The sequence below is a fragment of the Idiomarina sp. OT37-5b genome, from assembly GCF_002968395.1.
GTDB lineage: Bacteria > Pseudomonadota > Gammaproteobacteria > Enterobacterales > Alteromonadaceae > Idiomarina > Idiomarina aquatica.
In genome coordinates this window covers 2,790,621-2,811,132 of record NZ_CP027188.1, presented here as the reverse complement: position 1 = coordinate 2,811,132, position 20,512 = coordinate 2,790,621, and the positions used below count along the sequence as shown (strand labels likewise).

Annotated in this window: 15 protein-coding genes; 8 read left to right on the top strand and 7 right to left on the bottom strand. The window is 50.2% G+C overall.

Features of this window, described 5'->3' with window-relative positions; genetic code table 11:
• Positions 1 to 25: 25 nt before the first annotated feature.
• Positions 26 to 430, top strand: a complete 405-nt coding sequence (locus tag C5610_RS13165) for a DUF6746 family protein (RefSeq protein WP_105307572.1) — start codon at positions 26 to 28, stop codon at positions 428 to 430.
• Here C5610_RS13165 and C5610_RS13160 read toward each other — a convergent pair.
• Positions 424 to 1,530, bottom strand: a complete 1,107-nt coding sequence (locus C5610_RS13160; RefSeq protein ID WP_105307571.1) for a threonine aldolase family protein — start codon at positions 1,528 to 1,530, stop codon at positions 424 to 426. The two genes, C5610_RS13165 and C5610_RS13160, sit on opposite strands and share 7 nt — an antisense overlap.
• A 9-nt stretch (positions 1,531 to 1,539) precedes the next feature.
• Positions 1,540 to 1,791: a hypothetical protein gene (locus tag C5610_RS13770; RefSeq protein WP_105307570.1), complete on the bottom strand. Its 252-nt coding sequence runs from the start codon at positions 1,789 to 1,791 to the stop codon at positions 1,540 to 1,542.
• A 113-nt stretch (positions 1,792 to 1,904) separates the two neighbouring features.
• On the opposite strand from C5610_RS13770, the gene C5610_RS13150 reads away from it, so the two are divergent.
• Positions 1,905 to 3,761, top strand: coding sequence for a DUF885 domain-containing protein (locus C5610_RS13150; RefSeq protein ID WP_105307569.1), 1,857 nt, complete (start codon positions 1,905 to 1,907; stop codon positions 3,759 to 3,761).
• On the opposite strand, the gene C5610_RS13145 is transcribed toward C5610_RS13150, so the two are convergent.
• Positions 3,747 to 4,388 (bottom strand): response regulator transcription factor, encoded by a 642-nt coding sequence (locus C5610_RS13145; RefSeq protein WP_105307568.1) that lies wholly within the window; start codon positions 4,386 to 4,388, stop codon positions 3,747 to 3,749. The two genes, C5610_RS13150 and C5610_RS13145, sit on opposite strands and share 15 nt — an antisense overlap.
• Positions 4,381 to 5,547: a sensor histidine kinase gene (locus C5610_RS13140; protein ID WP_105307567.1), complete on the bottom strand. Its 1,167-nt coding sequence runs from the start codon at positions 5,545 to 5,547 to the stop codon at positions 4,381 to 4,383. The genes C5610_RS13145 and C5610_RS13140 overlap by 8 nt, the downstream gene beginning before the upstream one ends.
• Positions 5,548 to 5,673: 126 nt before the next feature.
• On the opposite strand from C5610_RS13140, the gene C5610_RS13135 reads away from it, so the two are divergent.
• Positions 5,674 to 6,423 (top strand): hypothetical protein, encoded by a 750-nt coding sequence (locus C5610_RS13135; protein ID WP_105307566.1) that lies wholly within the window; start codon positions 5,674 to 5,676, stop codon positions 6,421 to 6,423.
• Here C5610_RS13135 and C5610_RS13130 read toward each other — a convergent pair.
• A complete protein-coding gene (locus C5610_RS13130; protein WP_262339896.1) occupies positions 6,420 to 7,490 on the bottom strand; it encodes a sensor domain-containing diguanylate cyclase in 1,071 nt (356 codons plus the stop codon). The genes C5610_RS13135 and C5610_RS13130 overlap by 4 nt on opposite strands.
• A gap of 109 nt (positions 7,491 to 7,599) precedes the next feature.
• Positions 7,600 to 8,466, bottom strand: coding sequence for a hypothetical protein (locus C5610_RS13125; protein ID WP_105307564.1), 867 nt, complete (start codon positions 8,464 to 8,466; stop codon positions 7,600 to 7,602).
• 147 nt (positions 8,467 to 8,613) lie between these two features.
• Between C5610_RS13125 and C5610_RS13120 the strand changes: the two genes are divergently transcribed.
• The 5 genes from C5610_RS13120 to C5610_RS13100 all read left to right on the top strand — a co-directional run bounded on the left by C5610_RS13120 (position 8,614) and on the right by C5610_RS13100 (position 19,834).
• A complete protein-coding gene (locus C5610_RS13120) occupies positions 8,614 to 9,465 on the top strand; it encodes a glycosyltransferase (protein WP_262339895.1) in 852 nt (283 codons plus the stop codon).
• Between the two features lie 71 nt (positions 9,466 to 9,536).
• Positions 9,537 to 12,989, top strand: coding sequence for an exodeoxyribonuclease V subunit gamma (gene recC / locus C5610_RS13115; RefSeq protein ID WP_105307835.1), 3,453 nt, complete (start codon positions 9,537 to 9,539; stop codon positions 12,987 to 12,989).
• Complete coding sequence (gene recB / locus C5610_RS13110) at positions 12,989 to 16,660, top strand: exodeoxyribonuclease V subunit beta (RefSeq protein ID WP_105307562.1); 3,672 nt, start codon at positions 12,989 to 12,991, stop codon at positions 16,658 to 16,660. Before recC ends, recB begins: the two co-directional genes overlap by 1 nt.
• Entirely contained in the window at positions 16,653 to 18,557 is a 1,905-nt protein-coding gene (gene recD / locus C5610_RS13105; protein WP_105307561.1) for an exodeoxyribonuclease V subunit alpha, read from the top strand. Before recB ends, recD begins: the two co-directional genes overlap by 8 nt.
• A gap of 140 nt (positions 18,558 to 18,697) precedes the next feature.
• Positions 18,698 to 19,834 carry an alpha/beta hydrolase gene (locus tag C5610_RS13100; RefSeq protein ID WP_105307560.1) on the top strand — a complete coding sequence of 379 codons (1,137 nt, stop codon included), beginning with the start codon at positions 18,698 to 18,700 and terminating at the stop codon, positions 19,832 to 19,834.
• A gap of 251 nt (positions 19,835 to 20,085) precedes the next feature.
• Here C5610_RS13100 and C5610_RS13095 read toward each other — a convergent pair whose 3' ends face one another.
• Positions 20,086 to 20,499 (bottom strand): hypothetical protein, encoded by a 414-nt coding sequence (locus C5610_RS13095; RefSeq protein WP_105307559.1) that lies wholly within the window; start codon positions 20,497 to 20,499, stop codon positions 20,086 to 20,088.
• Between the last annotated feature and the right edge of the window lie 13 nt (positions 20,500 to 20,512).

Genomic DNA, 20,512 nt, shown 5'->3' with positions numbered 1-20,512 from the left:
TGTTATTAACAATAGAGAGGTTACAATGAAACGTTTACTGGCTGGATTATTTATTGTGGTGATGTCGCTTTCAACCTCGGCAATTGCCGATGATGACGAGCAGAAGTATCAACATTTCAAGCCTGAACCAGCTGAAAATCTGCAGCAAGCCATCATGAATCTGGTGGAATACAATGCCAAGCTGCAAGAGATCGTGAACGGTGATTTAAGCGCTCAGGATATGGCGAAAGTGCATGAACTGACGTACACGCTGGAAGTTGCACTTGCCCGTTTAAGCAAAGAATTGGATGTCGCGGCAAATTCACTGGAAGAAGTACATCTGGGCTCAGAGCAAATGAACAAACCGCGTGTTAAAGGTTTTGGTAAAGATTATTTAAACACCTTAAACCACTTGCTGGGTGAACATCACAAGCATCATGACAATCACTGATCATTAAGTGATTGGATAAACGCCCTGATATGTCGCAACCAAAAGTCCTGCGGTTGCGACAGGGCATTTCTCCCTATCGAGATTTCACAGACGCTGTGGTGCTCATCTCCTGCCCTTGGCAAGGGCAAAATCATCACGCCATGGGCCTGGATATAATCGGCTATTTTGTCTGCCAGACAATTCGGTGACAACGGAAAGTGCAGATGAAACATCGCAGCTTGTGGCGGGTTTGGCGTTACCGTAACACCGTCCATTTTTTGTAATTGCGTGCCTAAACCTACCGCATAATGAACCGCGTCTTTCATCACCGGTAGGTTATCCTTCAGGCCCTGTCGTGCGGCCACGATTTCCGGATACAGTGAAATAGGATTGCCACCGGCGCGGCGCGCCCAGATACGGGCTTGTTCAATAAAATCGCGGTCAGCCGCGAGCACCGCACCACTGATACCGCCCAGGTCTTTGTAGAAACTGACATAAACGGAATCAAAGAGTGCGGCAATTTCCGCTAACGACTTTTGGTAATGCGCCGGAGCCTGCCATAGGCGCGCACCATCCAAATGTAAGCGCACTCCGTGTTGTTTTGCCCACTGGTGTTGTTGAATCAGCGACTGCCAGGTTGGCAACTGGCCGCCAATCTCTCGCATAGGCAGCTCCAGTACGACGGCGGCGAGACTATCGCCGTTCAGGCTCTGCAAATCACTGATATCAATTGGCTGATCGCTGGCTCCGACGGTGCAGCTGTCAAGTTGCCAGAGAGCCTCGATACCCATGTGTTCGTGTAACAATAAGTGCGATGTCGGGTGCATGGCGACCCGTTGACGTGCTCGCTCGAGACTGTGCAGTTTTAGCGCTAGTGGCTGTGCCAGGGTGCCGGTGGGCAGGAAGATCGCCGCCTCCTTACCAAGTCGACGGGCGACCTCCTGCTCAAACTGCTCGATCAGCGAACCTTTACCATAGACATCACGTTGTTCTTGCGGCTCGATGCTGTCGGCGAGCTGTCGTAATTGCTCCGCCATGGTTAATTGCGGATGCCGCAGGATTGAGGGGCCTGCCAGTTCACAGGCTCGTTGGTAGCGCAGTTTAATGTCGGCGTCGATCATCCATTTTCCTTATTTCATATGCACTTTTCCGCCAATGATTTTGTAGGCCGGTGTGCCTCGAATCATCGTCTCTCTGGCGAACTCCTGACCACACCCGGGACAATGACAGGGTGTGGTGGTATGGTCCTCCACAATACGCTCCATAAAACATTTCACTAATGCGCCCTTGCCGCCTTTCCGATATTTAAAGATCGGAGTTTTGCACTGTAGGCATGAGATTTGTACGGTGCGCTTTGGACCTTTTTTGTTCGGCTTTGCCATAACTCGAAAAGTCCTCTTACAACTTATTGGTTAAAAACTATTCCATACAGTGTATCAAGCGCGCTATAGTTTTTCTTCATTATCGCCCTAACGATCAAAATGGAAGGTTCGCTATGAAATACTCACTTGTTGCTTTAGCACTGGCGGGGTTGCTTGCTGGGTGTGGTCAGCCAGCAGAGCCGCAGTCACAAACGACCGCCAATACCGAGCAGACGGCAGAGCAGGCTCAACAGTCCGAGACAGAGCGTTTAAATGCCTGGTTTGAGCAAAAATATGAAGAGCAGCTGCAACAAAGCCCAATGCAAATGACTTTCCTGGGGCGAAAAGATCGCTACGGTGAAATTGATGACTTGAGTATCGAGGCGGAGCAACAACAGCTGCAATGGATGAAGCAAACCGTCGATGAATTACAGGCTGAATTTGAGTACGAGCAACTGACGGATGAGGCAAAGACCTCATACGATGTTTGGGTGTATCAGTACGAACAAGCAAAACGTAACGCCGATTTTCGCAAATACGATTACGTGTTCGATCAAATGCGTGGGGCACATACCTTTATGCCGCAGTTTTTGCTTAATTTTCACCGTGTTGAAAACAAAGAGGACATGGATGCGTATATCAGCCGCTTAGGTGAGTCAGCACGTGCACTTGAGCAGCTATTAGCGCGCGCCGAGCAGCAAGTCTCTGAGGGCATTCGCGCACCACGCTTTGCCTATGAGCTGATCATTGAAGAATCTAAGAAAGTCATTACCGGAGCCCCTTTCACGGAAGGCGAGGACTCTGCGTTTATGGCGGATGTGAACAAAAAAATAGACGCGTTGTTAGAGCAACAAACAATCGACCAGCAGACCGCTGATGCGTTGCGCACTCAAGCGGCTGACGTTTTATACAAACAGGTTATGCCGGTTTACGAACAAATCATCGCGTTTTATCAGAGTGACATCGAAAACACCCCGGAAATTGCGACCGGCGTGCATCGTTTTGACGGTGGCATTGAGTTTTACAACGCAATGTTAAAAAACTACACCACCACAGATATGACAGCCGATGAGATCCATCAGTTGGGTCTGCAAGAAGTAGAGCGCCTGAACAATGAAATGCTGAAAATAAAGGATCAAGTGGGCTTTGAGGGCGACTTACAGGCGTTCTTTACGTTTATCCGCACGGATGAACAGTTCTTTTATCCAAACAATGATGAAGGCGCCGAGATGTATATCGAGGACTCTAAGAAGTACCTTGACTTCATCAATGAGCGCTTACCCGACTATTTTGGCATCTTACCGAAAGCCGATTTGGTGGTGAAACGGGTAGAACCCTTCCGTGAACAGGACGGCGCCGCACAGCATTATTATCCGGGTACGCCAGATGGTTCACGTCCGGGCATTTACTACGCCCACTTATCCGATATGACAGCAATGCCAAAAAATGAAATGGAGGCCATTGCTTATCACGAGGGTAATCCTGGCCACCATATGCAGATCTCAATTGCCCAAGAACTGCAGTCTGTACCAGAGTTTCGCACCCAGGCCGGCTTTACCGTCTATAGCGAAGGCTGGGGGCTTTATGCTGAGCAACTGGCGAAAGAAATGGGCGCTTATCAAAACCCTTATTCAGACTTTGGTCGCTTAATTACCGAAATTTGGCGCGCCGTGCGGCTGGTGGTTGATACCGGCATGCATGCAAAAGGTTGGACCGAGGAGGATGCGGTTAAGTATTTTGAAAAATACACGCCGATAGCAGAAGGGGCGGTGCGCTCAGAAGTCCGTCGCTACCTGGTGATGCCGGGTCAGGCGACTGCCTATAAAATCGGTATGATTAAGATTTTGGAATTGCGTGAGAAAGCCAAGCAACAATTGGGTGAGAAATTCGATATTCGTGGTTTCCACGATACCGTGCTCGGCGGCGGAGCTTTGCCGTTGCATATCCTCGAGCGTCGAGTTGACCAGTGGATTGCGTCACAGCAAGCCTAACTCAATTGCCTTTAGCACAGCTCGGGTGCGATCACGCACGCCGAGCTTGGCCATGAGCGACGACACCTGATTTTTTACGGTGCCGGTGGATTTAAACAGGGACTCAGCAATTTCTTGGTTGCTGAGTCCTGCCGCTATCAGCCTGAGAACGGCCAGTTCTTTGTCCGTCAATGGTTCGGTTAATTCAGCAACCGGCGTATGAGGCCGGACAGACTGCAGTCCTTTGATGATACGTTCGGTTACAATGGGCTGAATCCAGGACTCGCCGCGATGCAAGGTTTGGATCGCTTCCACTAAGGTTTCTAACGACACGTCTTTCAGCAAATATCCCTTTGCACCAGCCTGAATTGCTGCCATCACTGAGGCGTGGTCGTCAAAGGTAGTGAGCATCAACGCCGGCCGTTTAGGGTGTTGCCTGGTAAGTTCTGTGACGGCGGCAATGCCATCCATTTCCGGCATTCGAATGTCCATCAACACAACGTCGGGCTGGCATGTTTCAACAGCCTCCAGAGCGGTCTGTCCATTCTCCGCTTCGCCGACAACCACGACCTCCTCGCTTAAATCCAGCAAACTCTTTAGCCCTTGTCTTACCAGGGTTTGATCGTCAACCAGCAGTACCTTAATCATTGTCTGTCATACGCCTGAATTGTGCGGAGATAGTAAAGGTTGGCGACTCAGTGAATGCGATATTGCCTCCGGCAAGAGCGACTCTTTCACGCAAGCCGCGAATGCCGTTGCCCTCATTGATTGGCTTGGTCATTTTGCCGTTATCAGAGATGTTAACCTTAATCCAGTCATCCGTTTGCGTCACGTTAGCCTGGTAGTGGTTGCCGGTTGAATGGCGCATAAAGTTGGTGAGTGACTCTTGCACCAAGGCGAGAATGGCTTCTGCTGTTTCGACGTGTTGTATGTTGAGCGGACTTGGATAGTTTATGGTGACGGTTTTGCCTGCAATATCAACATCCAGCGCTTCCAGTGCCGCAGCGATATCCATCGAATCGGATTCGCGTATCGTCGAGACGGCCTCGCGGACGTCCGCTAATAGTAATTGCGCGATACTTCGGCTTTTCGCAATCAATGCTCGGGCTTCACCTGAGGATTTGTGTTCGGCAACCTGCAGGTTAATCGTGAGCGCGGTTAAATGGTGACCCAGCAAGTCGTGAATATTGCGAGCAATTCGGGTACGTTCGGTTTGTTTAGTGGCTTCTGCCAATAGCGCCTGAGTCGCTCTTAGTTCTCGGTTTATACGTTGTTCGTTCTCTTTTGCACGAGCTTCCTTCAGCTGTGTACCCATCATCGTCATTGAAAAGATAATGAAGGTCCAGAATAGCAACGCGGATAGCCAGGCTAAATCATCCTGCCAGTAAATCTGGTAAACCAAAAAGTGCGGTAACGCAATCACCGGAGACGCAGTAATCGCTTTATTCAGCGGCATAAAATAGGGCAACTGCGCGGCCCACAACACCATTAGAATGGCAACAAAGTTATAGGGGACGAGAAAATACAAAACGACAACCAACACAAATTGTATCGCCACCAGCACGATTCGCGTTGTTGGTTCACCCGGTAACGGTTCATCACGGGTTGCTACGTGAAAGCCCAGGTAAAATACCACGAAGCATGATGCTGTAAGTAGCCAGTGCAGACTAAGGAAAGGAGAGCCCGGACGCTGAGCCAAAAAGTACAGGCAAGCGGCAGTTAACAGCGCCCACGTCAACAGAGCAACCCAACGATCAACGCTGTAGTTGTTATCGACCAGTTTATGCAATAACGACATATTCATCATTGCAGTATGCCACCATCTGATATCTCAGCAATAGGCCAAAAGTCACGATCAATAAAGTGACTTTTGGCACCTGTCGAAGAGCTCCTAAAGGCTTAGCATGATGAGAGCTCATTAAGGAGGCATGTTATGCTGACAATTCATACCAGTTTACTGTACTTACATATTTTGGCGGGTGTCATCGCAATGATGTTGTTTTGGATACCGATCACTACCCGGAAAGGGGGATTAAATCATCGCCGCTTCGGCCAAGCCTACACAATAACAATGTATACCGTCGCGGTGTCCGCAATCCTGATGTCGGTTATGGTGCTGATCGCGCCTGAGTATTTTAAGGCGGGATGGTACGCAGAAAGTACAAATCCAGCACAGTTAACACGAAATATATACGGTTTCTGGACACTACTATTGGTGTTGTCGTTACTGACTTACACCGCCGTTAATCAGGCGATGCTGGCGCTTAAAACAAAGCGTGATAGATCGTTAGCCCGCCAGGCTCATCATATCATCGCGCCAGTGGCCTTATTTATTGCATCCCTGGTGTTATTGGCACAGGCCATCAATGGTACTGTGAACCAGATTTTAGGTTACGTATTCTCTATTTTTGGCATCATCAGTGCCATTCAGGTACTTCATTATGCCTACTCAAAAAGAGTTGCGGCTAACCGTTGGTTAATTGAACATCTAAGTTCAATGTGTGGTTCCGGCATCGCGGTCTATACGGCGTTCTTCGCATTTGGTGCCCGTCATGTCTTATCGGAGCTGGGTCAGTGGCAACTTATTTTTTGGATTGCACCGGGCCTCTTAGGCGGAATTGCCATTCACGTCTGGACACGGAAATATACCGTGCAATCTGGCGTCAAAAAGACCGTGCCCTAGCGAAAACGAATGCAATTACGACCGTCGGCTTTCGCCTGATAAAGGCCTTGATCCGCATTATCGATAAGCCTGGATATGGTGCTGGCGACTTCAGCATCGGGTTGAGGTAATTCAAAGTAGCCGCCAATGCTGACGGTCAAGTAGGGTTCTGTTGGTGAGTTTTTATGTTCGATGGACAGTTGCTCAACCGCATCCAGTAATTCATTGGCTTTGCGCAGTGCCTGCCAGGCTGAGTCTGTAGAAATCAGTACCGCAAACTCCTCGCCGCCATAGCGGGCAACAAAGTCGGTGCTACGTTGCATAACGGCGTCCAGGCAAGTTGCAACTTGCTTTAACGCTTCGTCCCCCTTCAGGTGGCCATAAGTGTCATTGAACGCTTTAAAGTGATCAATATCGATCAGCAGAATGGCTAGGCCAGTACCCTGCCGTTTGGCTCGCCGCACTTCTTCGAGCAGTTTTTCGTCGAGCGCCCGACGGTTGGGAATCCCGGTTAGGCCATCCCGTGTGGCAAGAGCCTGTAGTTTACTGTTGGCTTCTTTTAATTGGCGCTGCGTGTCAATCAACTGCTGATAGGTGCGTTGTCGTTCAAGCGAATTTGCGATCATGTCGGCGACAAGGCTGAGGTGGCGAACATCGTCGTCAGTCCAGTGATAGCGTTTATGAACCATGTCGCAGCCGACAAAACCCAGTAATTTTTGGTTCGCCACTAAGCCAATACAAACTACCGAGCAGATATCTTCACGCTCAAACTCAAGCTTTTCATTGCGGGCTGCTTCGGGGAGTGTACGGACATCATGGACGATAAAGCGAAACGTGTTCTTCATTAAATTGAAGAAATACGGCAGTTCCTCTTCGGTAATTCCTTGCAGATCATCGATATGCGCAGACAAGCCATCACGAACCCATTCATGGGTATTGCTCATGCTGGTCATAGTGTCTGAAAACTCGAAAACATAACAGCGATCGGCATCAACATAACTGCCGAATGCCGCAATGGCCTCAGCGATGCAGTCTTGTGTCTCAGCCGACTCACTATTAATTAAGCGAGTAGAAAGTTGTGACAGCAACTGATCAAATGATCTGTGATTATTATGTGTGCACACGAGCGTAACTTATTTTTTTGTATGGTTAATATTTAACCATACAAGAAGCTACGCGTATAGAGATACAATTTTTTTACACCTTAAATGAAAAATAATCGATAAGATTGTGCAGTTGAACGTCATTGCCGGCTGTTTCACTTTTATTAAATTGCCAGAGTGAACCTTCGCGACTGTCCGGCCAGTTGACGAGTGCAGGATTGTTGCCCACCCGTTCAATCGGCGTGGCTTTGAGTCGCGCCATCATATACCACCAAAGATCATCGGCGTAAGGAGCCAACTGCTGAGCCAGTTGAATGTCGGTAACGCGCTCATCAAGAGCTCCCGGTGGAAATAAAACACCGCCGCCACTGGTAAAGAATAAATCATTGGACGGGCCACGGTGCTCGGTCTTTGGCTCCCAACGCCGGTATGCTTTCGGCTGACCATCTTTGTAGCGCGTGATGCGGTGCGCGCGCCAACAAAGAATACGGTCTGTGGTAGCCGACAATAAGAGTTGGCACAGCCAGTCAGGTCGATAGTAAATATCATCATCGGCGGTAACATGGTAGGCGTCGGGGAATTGTTGCAGTGCCGGTATGAGCTTCTTGTACGAACGAATATCCTCATCGACCGGATAAATAGAGAGTCCGTACTGTGTTAACGCTTTGACATTATCTGGTAGTGCATCAATGTCGTCCCGGAACAACCACAAATTAAGCTGAAACGGGGCGATATCCTGCAACAGCAGTGACTTCAATGTAAGGTGCAGATGTTTGTAGCGTTTTGGGAATGAGGTCAGGTTAACCATCACCGGGGTAGTTAACGGATTCTCGTGCAAAGGGTTCTGACCTTGTAGCCATTGTCGGGCAACAACCTCCTGGGCACGTTTTTTCAACGGTTTCGCCTCTAAAGACTTCAGTTTTCTCAGCCCGCGGTAGCGTAAATATTGCAGTAATGACACGTTCGTTGTTCCCGTTGGTTAATTTACAAGCGTTCATTTGATGGGTTGAATACGTTATGCTCGTAGCCTAACACAGACTGAAGTTTCAGAATTAGAGGTTGGTCGATGGTACTTCAACGAAAAATACTTGCGGTTCAAGAGTTCTTAATGCGTTTCGCTGCCTCAGGCTTAATGCCCGCCAACTGGCTGTTTGACGCTCCCCGTGAGGTAAATCTGGAGCAACCAGCAGGAACGCCAGAGACCATCGAAATCGTAAGTCACTGCTGGAACTACGCTCATCTCCTGCAGTACCAAATACAGTCGTTGATTGAAAATGAACCTGCTGATGTACGGGTCATTTATACGGTGTTCTATGCTCCCGAAGATGCAAAAACGACGAAGTTACTCAGAAGTACGGAAAAAAACCGACTAAAAAACATTGAGTGGAACTTTATCCCTTTAGATGCTCCGGACCTAATGCGTCGCGCGATTGGTCGCAATAAGGCGGCTAAATCAACAGTTGCAGACTGGATTTGGTTTACTGATTGTGACTTGTTGTTTGGCAAAGATACGTTTCCGTCCCTGGTTGAGGAGCTAACTGGCCAGGATAATATCCTGGTCTTTCCGGAAACCGTGCTGCGAACGTCGCTATTGGATAAAAACGATGAACTCTTGTGTGCCGAACGTTTTAGCGCCTCCGACTGTATGGAGCGCGATTGTGTAAAATCCCACCAGTTTGAAAAAGCGACAGGCCCTGTGCAGATTGTTCGTGGTGACGTAGCTCGAAAATATGGCTATTGCGATCAAATACGGTGTTACCAACAACCTAAAGAACGTTGGGTAAAAACGTATGAAGATCGAACCTTTCGTTGGTTGTTGGGGACTCACGGGCAGCCTATCGAGGTTGAAGGTGTTGGCATCATCCGTCATGTTGAAAAAGGTCGCTACCATAAACGCTCGCCGTTCTCAAAATTGCGGGAGGCGAACCGAAAAGTAAAAGATAAATTGTTGGCGCGCTAGCCAATGCGGCATAAAATGTCGCAAACTCAGGTAACATGGATGTTAGGTTGAGGTAACAAGGAGTGGACGGCGTGAATAATTTGACCCCTGGTTTTATCGTGGCACATGGTCACCGGTTGGAGGATCTGACCGAAGTTGCCGTGAAGTTCACTCAGAACTACCCGTTGGCGCCACTCGAACAAGAAACGGTGTTGGTGCAAAGCAACGGTATTGCCCAGTGGCTGAAAATTAATTTGGCCAATGCCAGTGGCATCGCCGCAATGGTCGACGTTACCCTGCCCGCGCGGTTTCAATGGCAAGCGTATCGCGCAGTACTGGGTGATGACATTCCCAAAACCTCGCCGTTTGATAAAGACCGGCTGACCTGGCGCATTCTGCGTCTGTTACCGTCGCTGGTCGAGCAACATGCCAGCTTTGCGCCGTTAGCCCATTATCTAGAGAACGATGAGGACGGGCGAAAGCTGTATCAGTTAAGTGAGCGACTGGCTGATTTATTTGACCAATATGCGGTGTATCGAGCCGACTGGCTGGATCAATGGGTTTCTGGTAAAGATTATTTAGATCATGAACAACAGGTACCGACGGAGCAACAGTGGCAACCCGAGTTGTGGCGAGCGCTGAGCAACGACATCGGTATTGAAGATTACTGGAATAACCGAGCCGAACTGCATCGGCGTTTTGTCGAGACCGCAAAATCGTTGCCAACCCGCCCGCCCGCGTTACCACCGCGTATCATTGTTTTTGGTATCTCATCGTTGCCGCAGCAAGTGTTAGAAGTGCTGGACGCGCTGAAAGGCTACACACAGATTTTATTATGTGTACACAACCCCTCTCAATTCCACTGGGCAGACATTGTTGATGGCAAAGAGGCGCTGCGGGAGGCAGTTAAGGCTGCCAGCCGACTGAAGCAGAAAGATGCGTTAGCAGATGATATTAACGATGATGAGTTACATCAGTTGGCCCAACCGCTACTGGCATCCTGGGGTAAACAGGGTCGCGATTATATCCGGTTGCTGGATTTATATGACGAAACTCTGGAAAAACAGGAACAATTTAATAACGTCAAGCTGGAGCTGTTTGAGGCTCATGATAGCCATCATCTATTGGGCCAGTTACAGGACGATATTCTTAATTTGCGGCCGTTGCATGAAACTCAGCAACAGTGGCCACGACCGGCCCGTTCGGATCGGTCAATACAGTTTCATGTCTGTCATAGTCCGCAGCGTGAACTGGAAGTGCTGCACGATCAGTTACTGGACGCATTTGCCCGCGACCCCGACCTAAAACCGCGCGATATCATGGTAATGTTGCCCGACGTCAATACCTACGCACCCTATATTGACGCGGTGTTTGGCCGTTATCACCGTCAACAGGGCGAGCGTGACCCGCGCGCAATTCCGTACACCATTGCTGATCAGGGAGAGCGTCATCAACGGCCACTGATGATTGCGCTCGAGTTGCTGCTGCAAGCCGATCAACTGCGGTTTTCGCAAACAGACTTGTTTGATCTTTTGGCGGTACCTGCGGTGCAACAGTGCTTCGGTATCGATGACAGTGACCTGCCGTTGCTAAAACGGTGGGTGCAGGATGCCGGCGCTCGCTGGGGCTTGAGTGCGGAGCAGCGGGCACCATTCTTTATGCCAACGGATGCGCACACCAACAGCTGGTGGTTTGCATTGAAACGCATGATCAGTGGTTATGTCCTTGGTGATTCCGCTAGCGCTGATCCATGGATGCAGATCGAACCCTACAGCGAAGTAGCGGGTTTGTCCGCTGAGTTAGCAGGACGTTTGGCTGATGTTATTCGCACACTGGAAGACTGGTGGCGGCGAGCCACCCAGAAACAAACGGTGCAGCAGTGGGTTGAACAGAGCGAATGGTTGCTTCAGCACTTTTTTGCCGCTGACGAAGACGCTGACCGATTGTTGCTTGCCCGCCTACAACGGGAGCTGTTCGAATTAAATGACATCATCACAGAAGCTGAAAATACGACCGAAATTGAGCTGACGATTTTTAAAGATGCGTGGTTGGCTCGGGTCGATCAGCAAAACCTAAATCAGCGGTTTTTAGCCGGTGCGGTTAATTTCGCTACCCTCATGCCGATGCGGGCGATTCCTTTTAAGTACGTCTGTGTACTGGGCATGAACGAGAGTGAATACCCACGTTCGACGTCACGTGTCGACTTTGACTTGATGACTGACCGCTATCGTCCGGGAGACCGTTCCCGCAGAGACGATGACCGTTATCTGTTTTTGGAGGCTTTGTTATCCGCTCGGCAAAGTTTTTATGTCAGTTGGGTGGGGTTCAGCGTAAAAGATAACAGCGAACGCACGCCTTCGGTGCTGGTAGCGCAGTTACGCGATCATTTGGCGCAGGGCTGGCGCATCCCTATCGAACAGCTAACGACCGTGCACAAACTACAAGCGTTTAACCCCGCCTATTTCTCGGCAGTGGATGCGGATTCAGAAGCGTCGCTGTTCAGCTATGCCTCCGAGTGGGTGAGTGCACACCGGGGCCAAGTCGCCACAACCGGGCAACTAAGGCTGCGTGAGCGCACCGAACGAGAGTTATCACTGACGGATATCGGGCGTTTTATCAAAGAGCCGCCGCAGCTCTACTTTAACTGGATGCTTGATACGTATTTTCATATCCAGCAAGAAAGCCTGCTGGACAGCGAAGCCTTTAATCTCGACGGTTTGGCCAACTGGGCGTTAACGTCACGGTTGTTGGAGGCCGGTAAATCGGCATTGATCGTTGATGAAGCGGGTGTCGAGGCGGCACTGAATAATGAAATACACAAAATGCAACGCGAAGGACAACTGGGTGTCGCTGCTGTTGCCCATCTTAATGCCGCTGATTTGTTGACGCAGGCGACGGATATCCTGACCGTTTATCAACAGGTGGTCGCCGACTACCCGCACGTTAATGAGCAACCGATTGAAGTTCGGTACCAGGCGGCAGGCCTGACCATCGACGATACCGTGAATGGTGTGCATCATAATGGCCAGGGCGATCGTGTTTGGGTGGCAACGTCGAGCAGCAGTATTGTTTCGAATAATGGTAAAGGCGTAACCCCGAACGGTTGGAAGCATGCGGTTACTTATTACCCCGGCTACCTATTACTAAACATACAGCAACCTACCCGTTTATTGTTGATCTCTAAAGGAGGCTGCCAGATGACCGTCGGGGCGCTGGACAGGGCTCAGGCCGAGCAGCAGTTACAACAGTTACTCACGTTGATGAGTGATGCCATCAGCGAGCCACATCCCATGCATTGGCAGTTGGCATTTTGCTGGCTGAATGCTCGTGACAGCTTCGATAATAACGAAGATAAAGCTCACCAGGCCGCAGGCAAACTCTACGAAGAAGGCAACTATAACGACGCTGCGCTGATCACCGCTAGCGATTACTGTTCTCGAGTAGCGAAAAGTTACCAACAACTAAAAGACTCACCGATGTTTCGTCGTTTTATGGATGAACTTTATGAGCCCATTCGGCTTACGTTGGTCAAGGAGGGCAGCTGATGAGCCATTTACTGTCGAATCCGATGGATTTTCCGTTGTACAGCAGTCGTCTGATTGAAGCCAGTGCCGGAACCGGAAAAACCTACACGATCGCTGCGCTGTTTGTGCGGCTGGTGATTGGCCATGGTAGCGAAGAAACCGCCTTTGCGCGGGAACTGATGCCGAAAAACATCTTAGTGATGACATTCACCAAAGCGGCAACAGAAGAACTGAGTGATCGCATACGTGAACGTCTGGCTGAGGCTGCAAGCTATTTCCGCGACCCGGACAGTATAAAAGGTGATCCCTTTCTCATCAGTTTGCGCGACGACTGTGTTGCTCAGGGTCATAATCTTAAGCATCTGGCTCGGTTGCTGGATTTAGCCAGTCAATCGATGGATGAAGCCGCGGTCAAAACCATCCACGGCTGGTGTCAGTCGATGCTAAAAGAGCATGCGTTCGCCAGCGGTAGTTTGTTCAGCCAGAGCGTTGAAACCGATGATGAGGCATTGCGACTGCAGGCGGCGGAAGATTACTTCCGGCGTTTTATTTACCCGGCCGATGCCGACAGCGGGCAACGCTTGTTGGCGACCTTCAATACACCGGAAGCGTTGCTGGCGCTTAGTCGGAGTGCTGGCAAAGGGGGGTCAGTTCAGGCGAGTGCCGATGTGGTGTCGTTATTGAATCAATCGGAACAAGGGCATAGACAACGGATTGCTGCGATTAAACAGGAGTTTGAGCCGATCTTCGCTGAATTGGTTGATAAAACGGCTCAGGCGAGTGGTACAAAAACCAAACTTGGACAATTTCAGAAGTTTCTCGACTGGTGTCGAGGCGATGATATCGACGACAAGCTGTTTACCGACGCCAACCGCAAAAATATCTCGACGGCGGAACTGACAAGTTTTGCCGAGAAGAAACTCGGCGGTATGCAGTCGCAGTGGCAACGGTTGTCGCAATTTATTGAGCAAATTAACGCAAGTAAAGCACAGCAACAACAGGAGTTGGCTGCCGTTAAACAACACGCGGCTAACTGGGTTAACGAACGCTTTGCAGAGTTGCAACGACAACGGGCTGAAATGGGCCATGATGACATGCTGACGCGCTTGCGGGATGCTCTGAAAGGGCCAAGCGGTGAGGCGCTTGCCAGTGCCATTCGGGCGCAGTACCCCGTGGCCATGGTGGATGAGTTCCAGGACACCGACCCGGTCCAGTATGAGATATTTAACCGCATCTATCGGTTGGCGGAGCCCTATCCTGAAACGGGTATTTTCCTCATCGGAGACCCGAAACAGGCCATTTACAGTTTTCGTAACGCGGATATTTTTACTTACCTTAAAGCACGTCGTGATACAGCCGGCCGCCATTATAATCTGGCGAAAAACTTTCGGTCATCACAGGCCATGGTGGACAGTGTTAATGCGTTGTTTGAAAAAGCTGAGCAGCAACCCCGCGGCGCGTTTTTATTCAAAACCGAGCAAGACAACGAGTTACCGTTTTACTCCGTGGCCGCTAATGGTCTGAAAAGAACCTTTAAACACTGTTTGCTGTCGTCGCAGTTAAAAACCGCGCCGGCATTACTCTGGTCGGTGTCGAATGAGGAAAAGCGTAACAAAGACACGCTCTTTAATGCCGCGGCAAATCATCATGCCAACATGATAGCGCAATTGCTTAATGATCCGCAGGCCGGCTATTACGACGCCGATGATGCCTTGGTTGAACGCGTTAAGGCCGGCGATATCGCGGTATTGGTGAATAATTTTAATGAAGCCAATACGATAAAAAGAGCGCTGCATGAGCGCGGCCTGAAAAGTGTATATTTGTCAGATCGGGAATCCGTGTTTGCTCAGCGAGTGGCTAAAGACTTGTTTTATCTGGTCAGCGCCTGTGCCGAACCGCGTAATCCAGACCGTATTCGTAGCGCATTAGCTTCGCAGCTTGTGGATTTATCCTTTAGTGAATTGAACTTTATCCACAGTGATGAGCAGGAATGGGAGCAACGTGTTGAACAATTTCTGAGTTACCACGAGCAGTGGCAGCGTCAGGGGCTGTTGGCCATGTTGCACCGCTTGTTGCACGATTTTCACATTCCTGCACGGTTGCTGGCCGACCGCATTAATGGTGAAAGGCAGTTGGCGGATGTTCTTCATATTGCGGAATTGTTGCAACAGCAAAGCCTGCTGCTGGATGGTATGCCGGCGCTCGTCAATTATTTTGCCGAGCAGATCAATGAACGTCATGGCTACCAAGCCAACAGCCGCACGCAGGCCGATGAGCAGCAACTCCGGCTGGAAAGTGACGATGCGTTAATAAAAATTGTCACCATCCATAAGTCGAAAGGTCTTCAATATCCGTTGGTGTTTATGCCATTTGTTGCCTACACCAAGCCGGACAGTCACCGGATAAAAACGCCGGCCAGTTATCACGATGAAAACGGCGAACTGCAAACGCTGTGGACTGCCGAAGGCGACGGTAAACAGCGGTTGAGTGATGAAATTCTGGCGGAGGACATTCGCAAAATCTATGTTGCCGTTACCCGCGCGCAGTACGCCACGTTTATTGCGCTGGAGAAAACCAAAGACCACAACGTTAATCCGTTGTTCTACTTGCTCAATGGCGGCGCCCCGATCAGCGAGCCATTGTATCAGGTCGTTAACCAGCACTGGCAGCAAAGCCCACACACGGCGGTAACGCACCTGACTGAAGATGAACCCAAAGTACAGGTGATGGTCAGCCAGGAGGGCATGGCGGAATTGAGTGCGCGGCAGATGCCGCCGGGGCGTCGAATGGAGCATTGGTGGGTGGCGAGTTATAGCGCCCTGTCTCACAGTAGTTCAGCAGCAGGCCCTATACCGGCGCCGCAAACTCCGGACGAAATGAACCAACGTGATGAGCGTGAAGAGGAAGAACGCGAGACGCCAGCCAGCGTCAGTCAGCCGAGCGCCGACAGTATTCATCATCTGCCGAAAGGTGCGGGGCCGGGAACCTTCTTGCACAACCTGTTGGAGGAGTCTGCCAAGCTCGGCTTTGATCACGTTGCGACCGATGCAACGGCGCGTCGTGCCCTGATCGATCGTTTTTGTGTTACTGAATATTGGCGGGCGCATACCGACAGCCTTGACGCGTGGCTTGCCGCCTATTTACAGCAGCCCTTTGCCATTGATGGTGACGCTCATACAGTGAGTCTGCAACAATTGCGTACTTATAAAGCGGAACCGGAATTCTGGTTCGGCGCCGACAGTGTGAGCACGTTGCAACTGGACAAGTTGGTTAGCCAGTTTATTCAGCCCGGCTTTAACCGACCGGCGCTGGATAACAACCGCATCAACGGCATGCTAAAAGGCTTTATTGATCTGGTATTTGAGCATAACGGACGCTATTACGTTGCCGACTACAAATCGAACTGGCTGGGTGAAGACGATAATGCCTATAGCCTGGAAGCGATGCGCGAGAAAATACTCAGCAGCCGTTACGATCTTCAGTACGTCATTTACACACTGGCGTTGCACCGGCTACTAAAAGCCCGTATCGGTGAGGAATACGATTACGACAACCATGTCGGCGGTGCCGTATATCTGTTTTTGCGGGGGCATCGCGCAGCCACTGCCGGTGCCTTCTTTGACCGCCCCGCGCGGGCATTAATTGAAGCCTTAGATGAGTTGTTTGCCGGCCAGGAGGTGAGTCATGACTGATACATTGGTACCGACGCTGGAAGATGCGCTACAGCAATGGCGCGATGCCAACTGGATCCGGTCGATTGATGTCGCTTTGGTCGAGCTGTTGCAGCAAGCCGGAGAGCAAAATCCGGCAGTGCTCTTAGCCGCCTTATTTGCATCCCATCAGGTCGGGCGCGGCCATACCGTGTTGCACTTGAACGCCCTGGCTGAAAATCCCAATCATACGCTCGCCTTGCCGCCGGTTAACAGCACCGCCGGCGACTGCGTCACACCCGCAGAGCTGTTAGAGCAGTGCTGGCCAAAGGCCGAACCCAGTGCGCTTGAGTCGACACTCTGCGTCGATACGACAGGAGAAGGTCAGCAGCCTTTGGTGCTGATAAATGATCAGCTTTATCTGCGCCGTTACTATCTTTATGAGCGCTTTATCGAGGAAGATTTGAAGCAGCGCATGGACGATGAGCCGGTGGTCAACGAAGAATTGTTGCAACAGACACTGGCGCTGCTGTTTGCGTCCTCCGCCGGCGATAAAATTAATTGGCAACGGCTGGCCTGTGCTAATACCGTTAAACACCGGTTTAGCGTTCTGACCGGCGGGCCAGGTACTGGTAAAACCTATACTGTTGTGCGTTTGCTGACCGCTCTGCAACATCAAACCTTAAAACTGGGGCTGCCACCACTGCGGATTTCACTGGCCGCGCCGACCGGTAAAGCGGCCGCTCGTTTGCGAGAATCGATCGAAGCCGAACTGAAAAGCCTCAAAGACACCTCCGCGCTGGCCAGTTTAACGGCAGCGTTTGACGCGATTACGCCAAACGGTAAGACACTGCACCGACTCCTCGGAGTAATGCCCAACTCGCGCCAGTTTAAGCATAACGAGCGCAATCCACTGCGCACCGACGTGGTCATTGTTGATGAAGCCTCGATGATGGACATCGAAATGATGGTGGCGCTGCTGAAGGCTACGCCAAAGCACGCACGATTAGTGTTAATCGGAGATAAAGATCAGCTTGCGTCGGTAGAAGCCGGTGCGGTGCTGGGTAATCTGTGTGCCGGAGCGGATCAGGGGCATTACCATCCTGCTACTGTCAGTTGGCTGGAGCGGGTGGCGCAGAGTCCGTCATTGCCTCGGGAGTTTATCGATGCGGACGGTCCGCAACGTTTACAGCATGTCGTGATGTTACGTGAAAGCCGGCGTTTCTTTGGGCCGATTGCCGATTTGGCAAACGCCATAAACCATCAGCAACAGGAACAAATTACTGAAGAGCTGGCGAAGGCGGGTCGAGCCGAGTCTGATTACCCGGTTAGGGTGCTCGACATAAACAGCCTCGATGCACCGGAATTTAAACAACTGGTACGAGACGGAATACCGCGACTGCGGCGAGACGATTTCGACAGCTTTGACGACTATGTAAAAGCCACGCTGGACGCCAATACCCAGTTCCAGATACTCACAGCGCTGCGTGAAGGGCCGTGGGGAATGAAAGCAGTAAACCAGAAGGTTGGTGAAATACTGGGTTTGAACGCCAACAGTTGGTACGACGGGCGCCCGGTAATGGTGACCAAGAACGACTACGGATTAAAACTAAACAACGGCGATATCGGAATCGCTTTTGCCGACCCGGAACACGGACATTTGCGGGTTGCCTTCCCCGACGACAGCGACAACACGCAGACCGGTAAAAGCGGCATTCGCTGGGTGCTCCCCAGCCGCTTAACCCATATCGAAACCGTTTACGCCATGACCGTGCATAAATCGCAGGGCTCCGAGTTCAAACACACCGTGATGGTGTTGCCCGACCACGACACACCGGTGATGAGCAAAGAGCTCCTGTACACCGGCATCACCCGGGCAAAAGAACGGTTGAGTTTGGTGGGGAATAACCTATTCAGTCAGGGAGGCAAGCGTGTCTGACTTGCACCGAGGCCTCTATGATTTGCTGCAAACCTCAGCAGTATTTTGCGATAAGGTTGAGTGAAAGAAGACCAGAGGGTTAGCGTTAGTCTTTAAAATGGTGCTAAAATTTACACAATACTTCGTAACCCACTGATCTAATGACTATTTATCTGAAAGCCTTCAGCTTCTTATGTGTCTTTTTATTCTGCGCTTCAGCTCAAGCCGCAGAAACCTTACGGATTGACTCCAAACTCATTAACGAAACTGTCACGGCACGTGTTGTACTCCCAGAAAGCTATCACCACTCCGACAGCTTTGAGTATCCGGTAATGCTGGTCATGGACGGCTCGACGCAATTCGAGCACATTGCGGGTAACGTTAATTTCTTAAGCACGTTTTCGATTGTGCCGGAAATGATTGTGGTTGGGGTGAGTGCCAAAAGCCGCATAAAACACTTTACTCATACCGAACTAGAAGGCTATGAGGGGCGCTCTGGTGGTGCTGAGATTTACACGCGGTTCTTGAAAGACGAACTGTTGCCTAAGCTAAAAGAGGAGTATCGAATTTCGCCTTATACGCTGCTTACCGGGCATTCGCTGTCGGGACTTTATACCAGTTACCTGGCGACTCATCATGCGGGTTTTATCAATGCGTCAATATCGGTGAGCCCAAGTTTATGGTGGGATGATTTTGCGCTTATCAACGATATAAAGACGGCAGAACAACCAGCAGAAAAGTCGCCGGTGCGCTGGTTTGTCAGCATGGCGAATGAGCCTAATGAAATGGCTGATGGTTATCAGCGTTTAATGAATGTGCTAGCGGAAAAATCCGAAAGCGTTTTTGACTGGGAGTCTCAGCAGTTTCCTGAGGAAACCCACGACAGCACACCATTGATTGCTAACGTTGAAGGGCTTAAATCAATTTTTCGCGGCTACAACGCTGTGCCGAATATCGAAATTAAGTCGCTGGAACAGTTACAGGCTTACTATGGCAATTATCAAAAGACGATGGGTTACAAATTCCCCATGTCGGTGCATCAGTACAATGTTTATGGTTTGAAAGCGGCCTATGAAGGTAAGTTGGAATGGGGCACTGAGATCCTTGAGAAAGGCGTCGAGGTGTTCGGTCAGTCAGAAATCCTTTGGGACAGTCTGGCTACAGTGTATTCAATGAATGATGACACGGAAAGTGCGTTTCAGGCATCGAATAAGGCGTTAAAGCTGGCTCGTCAACATCAGTCAAAATACCTCAGTGAAATCGAGGCACAAAATGCTGATTTGAACGGTCGTAATTGATAACACTTCAAACGAAAGTCTATTGATTAAACCCGCCGCAGTACGTCCAATATCCCCCGGTGTCGGGCTTTTTGATCGGCGGGCACGTTAAAGTATTTGTTAGCTTTTTCCGTTCTTCCTAAACGTTTACAAAGTCCATTGGCTCGCTGGGATCGATTTGTTGTGATTCAGGAGCATGAGTTTTATAGAGGTGCGTTTTCACGAACTGAAAGCTCATGCGGCTGCTTCGTGGAGGTCTTTTGCCAACAAACTCATATCATCAGGGAGATAGCCCGAGGGTTGTATTTATTGGCAATTTCCGTGGGACTGCTGTTGCTGTTAACGGAGGACTGACTTGAATTACCTTCCTCAGTTTGACGGCGCATGGCTTCATCAAACAATTGATCACGGGCTTTAATCAGGCTTTCAAGCTTGTCTTTTTCGTCTTTTGTCAGGCTGGGCTTACTCTCCAGCTCTTCGATTTTCTGCTCTATTGCTTCAAGTTGTTCGGTGTCCACACCCATGCGGTTAAGTACCAAACTGCGGTAGGCTTTATCGATAAAGGTGTCATCATTGCCAAGTTTCGCTTTTCTCGCCTCCGGTGCTGGCGGCTGCTCGGCCTGACGGGTCTGTTGTGATGAACTTGTTTGGTTCGTTGCTGTGTTCAGTAATGTGCTGACGTTCATATTCTCCCCCTAG

What these genes read in the sequence shown, in the direction of transcription:
- C5610_RS13150 (WP_105307569.1), top strand. Translation starts at nt 1,905, where the DNA reads ATGAAATACTCACTTGTTGCTTTAGCACTGGCGGGGTTGCTTGCTGGG.
- C5610_RS13140 (WP_105307567.1), bottom strand. Translation starts at nt 5,547, where the DNA reads ATGATGAATATGTCGTTATTGCATAAACTGGTCGATAACAACTACAGC.
- recB (WP_105307562.1), top strand. Translation starts at nt 12,989, where the DNA reads ATGAGCCATTTACTGTCGAATCCGATGGATTTTCCGTTGTACAGCAGT.
- C5610_RS13095 (WP_105307559.1), bottom strand. Translation starts at nt 20,499, where the DNA reads ATGAACGTCAGCACATTACTGAACACAGCAACGAACCAAACAAGTTCA.
- C5610_RS13145 (WP_105307568.1), bottom strand. Translation starts at nt 4,388, where the DNA reads ATGATTAAGGTACTGCTGGTTGACGATCAAACCCTGGTAAGACAAGGG.
- C5610_RS13770 (WP_105307570.1), bottom strand. Translation starts at nt 1,791, where the DNA reads ATGGCAAAGCCGAACAAAAAAGGTCCAAAGCGCACCGTACAAATCTCA.
- C5610_RS13100 (WP_105307560.1), top strand. Translation starts at nt 18,698, where the DNA reads ATGACTATTTATCTGAAAGCCTTCAGCTTCTTATGTGTCTTTTTATTC.
- recD (WP_105307561.1), top strand. Translation starts at nt 16,653, where the DNA reads ATGACTGATACATTGGTACCGACGCTGGAAGATGCGCTACAGCAATGG.
- C5610_RS13120 (WP_262339895.1), top strand. Translation starts at nt 8,614, where the DNA reads ATGCGTTTCGCTGCCTCAGGCTTAATGCCCGCCAACTGGCTGTTTGAC.
- C5610_RS13165 (WP_105307572.1), top strand. Translation starts at nt 26, where the DNA reads ATGAAACGTTTACTGGCTGGATTATTTATTGTGGTGATGTCGCTTTCA.
- C5610_RS13135 (WP_105307566.1), top strand. Translation starts at nt 5,674, where the DNA reads ATGCTGACAATTCATACCAGTTTACTGTACTTACATATTTTGGCGGGT.
- C5610_RS13160 (WP_105307571.1), bottom strand. Translation starts at nt 1,530, where the DNA reads ATGATCGACGCCGACATTAAACTGCGCTACCAACGAGCCTGTGAACTG.